5 protein-coding genes are annotated in these 8676 nt (G+C 65.7%); 1 reads left to right on the top strand and 4 read right to left on the bottom strand.

Going from position 1 to position 8676, the window contains the following annotated elements; genetic code table 11:
* Positions 1–167 precede the first annotated feature (167 nt).
* Both WA805_RS02795 and WA805_RS02790 read right to left on the bottom strand, forming a co-directional pair.
* Positions 168–566: a tautomerase family protein gene (locus tag WA805_RS02795; RefSeq protein WP_422285679.1), complete on the bottom strand. Its 399-nt coding sequence runs from the start codon at positions 564–566 to the stop codon at positions 168–170.
* Between the two features lie 227 nt (positions 567–793).
* Positions 794–2041, bottom strand: coding sequence for a hypothetical protein (locus WA805_RS02790; protein WP_422285680.1), 1248 nt, complete (start codon positions 2039–2041; stop codon positions 794–796).
* 295 nt (positions 2042–2336) lie between these two features.
* On the opposite strand from WA805_RS02790, the gene WA805_RS02785 reads away from it, so the two are divergent.
* The gene (locus WA805_RS02785) at positions 2337–2786 is read left to right on the top strand and encodes an ACT domain-containing protein (protein WP_422277311.1); all 450 of its coding nucleotides are present in this window, start codon (positions 2337–2339) and stop codon (positions 2784–2786) included.
* A 438-nt stretch (positions 2787–3224) separates the two neighbouring features.
* Here WA805_RS02785 and WA805_RS02780 read toward each other — a convergent pair whose 3' ends face one another.
* Both WA805_RS02780 and WA805_RS02775 read right to left on the bottom strand, forming a co-directional pair.
* Complete coding sequence (locus tag WA805_RS02780; protein WP_422285681.1) at positions 3225–6836, bottom strand: TIR domain-containing protein; 3612 nt, start codon at positions 6834–6836, stop codon at positions 3225–3227.
* A gap of 399 nt (positions 6837–7235) precedes the next feature.
* Positions 7236–8036, bottom strand: a complete 801-nt coding sequence (locus tag WA805_RS02775; RefSeq protein ID WP_422278831.1) for an alpha/beta hydrolase — start codon at positions 8034–8036, stop codon at positions 7236–7238.
* Between the last annotated feature and the right edge of the window lie 640 nt (positions 8037–8676).

Below are 8676 nucleotides of genomic sequence, written 5' to 3'. Positions count from 1 at the left end.
TGGTGCCCGGCACTGCAGTCGATGATCCGCCGTACCCGGTCAAGCGTGTGGCAGGCGTGCCGGTCAGTCTGCTGGGCGCGGCGGCCACCACCGCCACAGCCGCCGCTGGCTGGTTCATCGACCGCCGGTCTACCGGGTTCCAGGCAGGCGGCGTGTGAGTGCGCTAGTCAGACCTTGACGTTGAACCCGAGGTCGACGTCACACGCAGCCTGGCCACTCCGAATGCCCCAGTTTTCGGTAGGGCTTTCGCGAAGGGTGATCGAGACATGGTCGCGAGGGATTCCCAGCGGTTCAAGGCGGTCGACGATCTCCCCGTAGAGCCGTCGCTTGGCTTCGACGGAGCGACCGGCAAAGCAGTCCACCGACACCAACGTCGCGTACTCAGGTTCGGCCAGCGTCGGCGGGTGCGCAAAACGATGCGGCTCATGCACCTGAAGGCGCACATGCTTGTCCTTGGCAGGAATCCGGAAGGCAGCAGCCACAAGCGCAGCGTGAACCGCATCGATGAGCGCGGTCTCTTCCTCGCGAGACCACTGGCGGCGGACCTCGATGAGCGCCCAAGGCATGGCGTCCCCTTTCGCATCGGTCGCGCCATGCTTTCAGCCCGAGACCGGGTGATGCACCCGATTTCCTTGCCGTCCGCTCATCGGCTACGTGCGTTCTCGGCCCTGCAGGTAGCGCATAAACATGCACATGGGTCCCGCCCTCCGGGCGTAGTTCCTCGGTTCCTTTTTCAGGCCGAAGTAGCTAGCACGTCTATACGGCGGCCAGCCGGGCGACCAGTCTTGATCGCTCAGCCGGAGGTCAGGCCGAAGTTCCAGCTGTTGTTGGCCCGGTACAACTGGTGCACACGGCGGGAGCTATCCACGTAGAAGACCTGCTCACTGCCCGTGTCGCCGCTCACCTCGACGGCGTAGCCCGCGATCGGGCTCGATGTGCTGAGCGGCGTCTCGGGGTTGGGCACGCCGATGAGGAGGGTGTAGCCCCATGAATCGCCCTTGCGATAGACCTCGATGAGGTCGCCGTTGACGTCCGTATAGATGATGTGATGTGTCTGCTCGTACTCGCTTGAGTAGCCGGCCAGATCGCTGTCGGGCGCTGGTTTCTTCCCCCAGACCTCGTCGAGGTTGTGGGTCATTTGCCAGCTGCCCTGTTTCCACCACAATTCCTGTAGATGGCCGTCCTCGTCGATGTAGAAGACGTGCAGAGTGTCCTCGTAGGTGCAGGCGTAGGTCACCAGCGGGGTGTTCGCGGCGGGCGGGCTTGCGCCGGCCGCCGCGCTGAGATTGTTCCCGCCCCAGCTTCCGTCGTAGAAGTAGAGCTCGCGAATGGTGTTGTCGCTCGCGACATAGATCACGTGCTCGGTCTGCTCGCGCTCGAACATCGTCGCGGCGAGCGGGCTGTTTGCTTTCGGCGCCAGTGCGCCCAGGTATCCCGTCCGTCCGGACAGGTTGTTGGACTGCCACAACGGGAGGCCATCGCTGGTGTACGTGTTCGGCAGGAGGTAGAGCTCCCATACGTTGCCGTCCGTGCCGGCGTAGACGATGTGCTGGGACTGCTGCGATTGCCAGTAGTAGGAGGCGATGCCACTGCCTCGGGCCGCGGGCGGCGCGCCGGTGTGCTCTGTGAGGTCAGCATTGGTTTCCGGCCAATTTAGCACCGGCGGGGAGCCGTCGAAAGACATGGATACGCCTTGCACATGGCTGTTGGCGTCGATGTAACCGAGATAAGCGTCGGGCGGATCGTTATCGAAGGAGTCCGTGTTCGGGTTCCAGTTCATGCAAATAGGCCCGTCGCTGCGCGGGCTGATGTCCGAGCGGGGAAACGGCAGTGGGACGCCTGTTTGTGTCTGCGACTGCCACAGGGCCAGCACATCCACGGTCTGCCAGTCGACACCGCCCGAGTTCACGTCAGTTACCGACTCCGTGTTCTGCAGGACCGCATAGATTCGCTGGTCGCTGCCGATGTAAGCGAATCCGTAGTTCCTGGGAACGCCGGGCGTCGAAGCGGCCGCTATCGGCGTGCTGTCCGCAGGTTGCATGGCACCCTCCCGATAAGAGTTGCCGGTACGCCATCCGGCAGATTCGGCTGAAAGTGCCGGCCCGCAGGCAAGCACTCCGTCCTCTTTAATAAGAGTACACTCGACGGAGCCAGATACAGTCGGCAGTACCAGTGCGAATACATGCATTGACATATGCATAAGTCTCCGGACAAGTGCCCCATTTCGGGAGATTCATGAGATTACCCCGTTAAGCTCAGGTCCGAGTACCGCTTGTGCGCGCTTCGCGGCAAAAGAGTGCGGTCATGAGTGCGCCAGGGCGACGCGTGCAGTCGCCGTGCTGGACGGCCTGGGTGATGATCAGTTTGGCCGGTGCCGGCCGCCATGTGGCAAGATCAAAGATGCGATGCCTACGGACTTGACAGTGATTCTCGAACACCGGCCGGGAGAGCTTGCCCGGCTGGCGGAGATCACTGGGGAAGTCGGCGTCAGTATCCGGGGCCTTGCGGGATTCATTGGTGAGGGCCGAGGTGTCGTCCACCTGCTGCTCGACGACAACACCGTGGCTCTGTGCCGGCAGGCGCTTGAGCGCGCCGGGATCGGGATCGCCGATCAGCGCGAGGTGCTCGTGGTCGGCATCGAGGATCGGCCCGGTGCCCTCGGCGAGCTGACCAGGCGACTCGCCGATGCCAACGTCAACGTCGAGCTTGCTTACACCACTTTCGGCGGCGTGAAGGTCGTAATTGCCACCGATGACCTGATCAGCGCTCGCGCCGCGCTCCCGTAGACCGTGCACGACGCAGGCGACCCCTGTCGACCGGGGAGTGACCTCGCTCCTGCCGGCCGCTCGTAGCGCCGATCCGCGCCAGCGTCATGAGCGGCAAATGAGTCCGTCTCCTGAGCTGGCTGCGCCTACAGTGGCAGATGGCTGGCCGGCCAGCGCTAAGGGCCCGAGTCCGGTCATCCCGTGAGGGTTCGAGAAGCGTCAGGAAGTAGACCCGGCGGCCAGTTAAACGCCCGCTGCGCGGCAGAAGAGTGTGTTTCTGAGAGGCTAGTTTGATGTGAGAGGTAACCAGCAGCGGCTCTGTGTAGTTGCGTGATAGCGGCGAGGCGAGTGTCAGATGGCTGCCGGTCAAATGGCTGCTAATTTCGCGCGGATCGGTGGATTAGGGCCGACCTAAGAGTAACGTAGTCAAGCTAGTCGGCTATTTGAGCGGTGATTGCCCTAAGAACAGGTGCGCTGGTAGGGCTGACCGGGTGCGTACTGTGCCCATTGGACTGGAGCGATGTTTTCCGGGACTTTCTCACATATAAGATGCGTAAAGAAACGCTGAGTCAAATCCGTTAGCCTCTGGCGCAAAAACACTATGCTGCCATTTAGCTCCCCGAGAGCGAGAATCGAGCCGTCCGGAGAGAACGCGAGACTGTTAACCGCATTGCTTCCACTTAGGCGCGCGAGCTGCTGCCCGTTGTCCGCATTCCACATACCAAGATTCCCGGAGGAGTCCGCGGTTACGACGATCGGCCCGTCTGGGCTGAAGGCCACGCTCTCGACCGTGCTGCCGTCGGCCAGGGTAGCGGTCTTGCGGCCGGTTGCGGTATCCCAGAGGATGATGTGGCCGTTGTCGTCGCCGGCGGCCACGGTGTGCCCGTCCGGGCTGAAGGCTACGCTCTCGACCGGACTGGCGTCGGCCAGGGTAGCGGTCGGCTGCCCGGTTGCCGTGTCCCACGCGCCAATGAAGCCGGTGTCATCGTTGGTGACGCCGGCGGCCACGGTGTGCCCGTCCGGGCTGAACGCGACGCTGTGTATCGAGCCGGATGGGTCGCCTACGAGCAGGCTGGCCGTCTTGCGGCGGGTTGCCACGTCCCACAAGCCGATATTGCCGGCGTAATCGCCGACGGCCAGGATGTGCCCGTCCGGGCTGAACGCCACGCTCTCGACCGGGCTGCCCTCGGCCAGGGAGGCGGTCCTGCGCCCGGTCGTCACATCCCACACGCCGATGTGGCCGCTCCAGTCGCCGACGGCCAGGGTGCGCCCGTCCGGGCTGAACGCCACCTCCCCGACCGGGCTGCCCTCGGCCAGAGGAGCGGTCCCCCGCCCAGGTGCCGTGTCCCACAGGCCGATATTGCCGTTCTCGTCACCGGCCGCCAGGGTGTGCCCGTCCGGGCTGAACGCTACGCTGTTGACCGTGTTGCCCTCGGCCAGGGTAGCGGTCGTCTGCCCGGTTGCCGTGTCCCACAGGGCGATCTGGCCGTTGTCGTCGCCGGCCGCCAGGGTGTGTCCGTCCGGGCTGAACGCCACACTGAAAACTGGGCGGCCCTCGGTCAGGGAAGCGGTCCTGCGGTCGGCTGCGGTGTCCCATAGGCTGATTTGACCATTGCCGTCGCCGGCCGCCAGGGTGCGCCCGTCGGGGCTGAACGCCACGCCGTTAATGGGATTGATGGGGGAGTCCCCGCCTACGGCTAGGATGCTCGTCTCGCGGCCGGTTACCACATCCCACACGCCGATGTCGCCGCTGTCGTCTCCTTCGGCCAGAGTGTGCCCGTCCGGGCTGAACGCCACGCTGTCGACCCGGCTGCCGTCGTCCATGGAACCGGTCTTGCGCCCGGTCGTCACGTCCCATAGGGCGATCCGGCCGTTGACGTCGCCGGCCGCCAGGGTGTGTCCGTCCGGGCTGAACACCACTTTGTCGACCGTGCTGCCGTCGGCCAGGGAAGAGGTTCTCCGCCCGGTCGCCACATTCCACAAGCCGATCTGGCCGTTGACGTCGCCGGCGGCCAGGGTGTGTCCGTCCGGGCTGAACGCCACGCTGTAGGCCGGGCTGCCGGATTGCAGCAGGTGGCTCAGGGGTTGCTGGGCGGCTTGGATCAGTGCGCTTCTGGCTTGCAGTGTAGGAGCGCGTTCGTAGGCTTGCAGGCTGAGCAGCATCGCCAGCGGAGCATCTGCTGGCAGCAGGCTAGTGGCCTCGGCCGCCATCTCCTCGGACTGGGCGAGGCGGGATTGGCTGACCGCGTCCGAGCGCTGGATCACCGCAGCGGCTGCGACGAGCGAAGCGGCGATGGCCAGTACCACGATGACACAGAGCAGGCTGACCAGCTGCGCTCGCCGACGGTGCAGTGCCGCCTGGGAGGCGCGGACATACTCGCCGACAGCAGCGCGGTCTGTTGCGGGTTCGGCCTGCCTGGCCAGCCATGAGGCGGCGTCAGCGACGGCGTCACGGCCGAGCAGTTCCCCGTGGCCGCGCTGCCAGTCCGCGGCCTGGCGCTCGAGCCTGGCTTCCAGCAGGAGGTCATCGCGGCGGTCGGCCACCGCCCTGGCCAGCCTCGGCCATGCGGCGATGAGCCGTTCGTGGGCCAGCCGGACCGTGTCCCCCGTGCCGACCACAAGCCGCTGATCCTCCAGTCTTTCGATGATTGGCTGTTCAGCGGTCATCAGCAGGTCACGCGGCACCGGCCGGGCCGCGGGGAGGCGTTCGTCGCTCAAGGCGACGAAACGCGGCAGCAGGTGTTCCAGGACCTGCTCGCTGCCGGGCGGCAGTGACTCCTCGGCGGCCTGAGCACGCCGGATGATGGCGCCATCGATCCGCCCGACCCGCTCGTAGTCGGCGGCGGTCAAGACGGTGCGATCCTCCTTCACCAGCAGGTCATACATCTCGCGCAGCACGAAGGCCAGGAACGGCAGTGCGTCCGCGGTCTCTGCGCCGTGCGCGGCGTCGTCGATGAGGCGGCTCACCAGGCCCGGTTCGAAGGTCAGGTCAGCGCGCCGGGCAGGGCCTTCGATCGCGATGGCCAGCTGGGGCCGGGTGAGCGGGGCGATCGCGAACGGAGCGCGGATCACCGGCCCAATCACCGGCAGCCGCTGGATCTCATCGAAACGGTCAGACCGGACCGTCATCACGACCGTCACCGGTGAGCCTGCGCCAAGGCCACCGCCGAGCACGCCGAGGAACTCCTCACCTTCCCGGGCCGGGGTGACAGTAGCCAGCTGCTCAGCCTGGTCGACCGTAATGAGCAGCCGTTTCGCCGGGACCTTGGCGTGAATGGCCAGCCACTCGCCAAATGCCGCCAGGCCCTGGCTCACCAGCCTGTCCCGGCATTGACCGTCGGTCAGCTGGCCGGGAAGCAGACCGGCCAGCCGGCTCAGCAACCGGTCCAGGGGCCGGATCCCTGGCTCGAATGGACCGGCGACCGCCCAGCCCGACTGCGGCACGGCCAGCCGCGCCGCCAACCCCGCCCGCACCAGGGAGGATTTACCCGCCCCCGACGGACCCATCACGACCACTAGGTCACCGTCGCGCTGCCCAAGCGGCCCGTCGACCCGGGCCAGCAGGTCCCGGATTTCCTCCTCCCGCCCGAAGAACACACCAGCATCAGCCATGTCCATCGCCGCCAGCCCCGGATAAGGCGGACGGCCCCGCTCCCACCTGAGTCCGCCGCTGCCTGCCAGCCCGTCCAATCCCAGGCTGCCGGTCAGCCGGCGGATGCTGCCGTCACCGGCCGGGTCAAACCGGATACCCTGCAACGACCTAAGCAGCGGGTGCGGCGGAAGATCCGGGGCCAGATCAAGAGAATAAATACGCTTGCCCAGCTCGGTGGCCACCACCAGTTCCGAATGACACCACATAGAGGCCTGCGCAGCCCGGCTGTTCAGGAACACCACCGAATCGCAGATTCGCAATTCGCGCAGCAGCGTCCGCTGCCAGGCCGCGCCCGGGACGATACCGTCCTCCCGGTCAGTGTCAAGGAAAATGCTGTGACCGGCTGCCCGGACCCCCTCGGCGACACGGGCAGCCATCGCCCTGTCCGCCGAGGCGTGGCTGATAAAGACCTCACCCAAGGCACCCTCGCCCCCCAGCGGCTTCCCGACCGGTCCTGACACCTTACGCACCATGACAACAGACGAACAGCTTGACGGCAACAGCTGCAAAGGACGAAGTCCGCACAGCCTGCAGCTAAATCCCGCACAAGAATATAAGAGACCTACCCAAGAACGCCCTCAGGTACCTTTCTCGGGAACGCACAATTCATGTGCAGCTGGTAAGAATGATAATACATATGCGTAATGCAGGAAGCCGACTCCACCATGAATTTGGGACATAGGTAAACGTCTGCACAGCGCACTCATCTCGGCTAATGTCGGGCGTCTCCCGCGGATAGGCGACGCGTGAGCAGGCGCCGGGGTGGGCGGGGGTTTGCTCGAGGCTGGGCTTGTTCCTGGCCGGCTGGCGCCTGCTGGCTACTTGACGCGCTGGCCGAGCCAGTTCAGCACTTCGTCGGCGATCTCACGCCAGCCGTGGTCGATAGTCAGTGAATGGCCCCGGTCGTTGAACTCCCGCAGGTCGGTGATCGCTGGTGACTTGTGGTACAGCTTGCGGGTCGATCTGGTGATCGCTGCCGGGACCGTGTGGTCGTGGCCCCCGGCGATCAGCAGCAGTGGCCCGCGGGTCTTGTTGCCCGTGTTGACCTTGGCAGGCGACCGCCGCGATAGGTTCGCGGCGGCGGCTTCGAACAGCGGCTTGCCCGGCGAGGGGACCGTCCACCGCTGGTACAGGTCGGCGGACTCCTGCGCGGGCAGCGCATTTGCGAAGCCATAGCGGAACTGCTCCGGGGTCAGCGCTACCGCCTTGTTCCTGTTGGCCGGGGTGCGCAACGCGATCGAGGCGACCCGCAGCGCCGACGGGGGCAGGTAAAGCACGCCCTTGACCGGCGCCGCGTCGATCGCTACTCCCGCGGCCGCGAGGTCCTGGCCCAGCAGTCGCTGGACGATCAGGCCGCCGAAGGAGTGTCCGATCACGATCGGCGGGGCGTCCAGGCCGCGGATGATCTGCGCATAATGATCGACGACATCGTCGATGCCCTTCCCGGCCACCTGGTCGGCATGGCTGCGGGTTTCCTCGACAGTGTCGGAGTCTCCTGGCCAGCCCGGCGCCAGCGGCGCGTAGCCCGCGGTCTGGAACAGTTCCGTCCACGGCGCCCACGAGCTCGCGTGCAGCCACAGACCGTGAATGAAAACAACATGACTGCCCGCTGGCGTCATCGCGTTTGCCCCTCGTCCCTGATACCGCAGCCCGCTGCTGAACCATCAGCTGCTTGAAGATCAGTGTGCTACCCGCTCCGCGACCGCGGCAAGCTCCGCAGATGCCGGCATACGCTCGCAGCGGCAGATCCGGATGTTTGCCCACAGCGCGCTGATGCATAAACATACGGCCGACTGTCCGCCGAGCAGGGTGACCGTGACTGCGCAATACAGCGGTGCAACGGGCGCTTGAGAACCGCGCCGGCCCAGCCCACGGGCATACTCTGAGCCGCGCTGGGTCTGCCCAGAGCGCCGCTCGGATCATGGCCTTCTTGCGCGTCACAACCCGGTAAGGAAGGGGCATCACGCGGCACTCACCTGAATACCCGCCCTGGTGATGCCGGGCGCGGACGTATGCGACTGGACTGGGGCCGATAGCCAGAATTGGCTACGCTGCCTCAGCGCCCGCTACCAGGACTGGTCATGACGCGGCCCCGCCGCCGTCCTTAGCGTGAACCCAGGTCACTGAAAGACGACAAGGGGGCGCCGTCGGCGATGATCGCCGGCGGTCTCGCGAAAAGGGGAACCATCATGGCGACGAGCACGACCAAGCTGACCTACTACAACGGCTACATGTGGCATGTTGTCCTGCTTCCGAGCG

It is taken from the genome of Trebonia sp. (assembly GCF_049794275.1).
In the GTDB taxonomy this organism is placed as follows: domain Bacteria; phylum Actinomycetota; class Actinomycetes; order Streptosporangiales; family Streptosporangiaceae; genus Trebonia.
This window is presented reverse-complemented; position numbering and strand designations above follow the sequence as displayed.

Bases quoted from the DNA above. Each gene is read 5' to 3' on its own strand.
- WA805_RS02775 (WP_422278831.1), bottom strand. From the start codon at position 8,036: ATGACGCCAGCGGGCAGTCATGTTGTTTTCATTCACGGTCTGTGGCTG.
- WA805_RS02795 (WP_422285679.1), bottom strand. From the start codon at position 566: ATGCCTTGGGCGCTCATCGAGGTCCGCCGCCAGTGGTCTCGCGAGGAA.
- WA805_RS02790 (WP_422285680.1), bottom strand. From the start codon at position 2,041: ATGCAACCTGCGGACAGCACGCCGATAGCGGCCGCTTCGACGCCCGGC.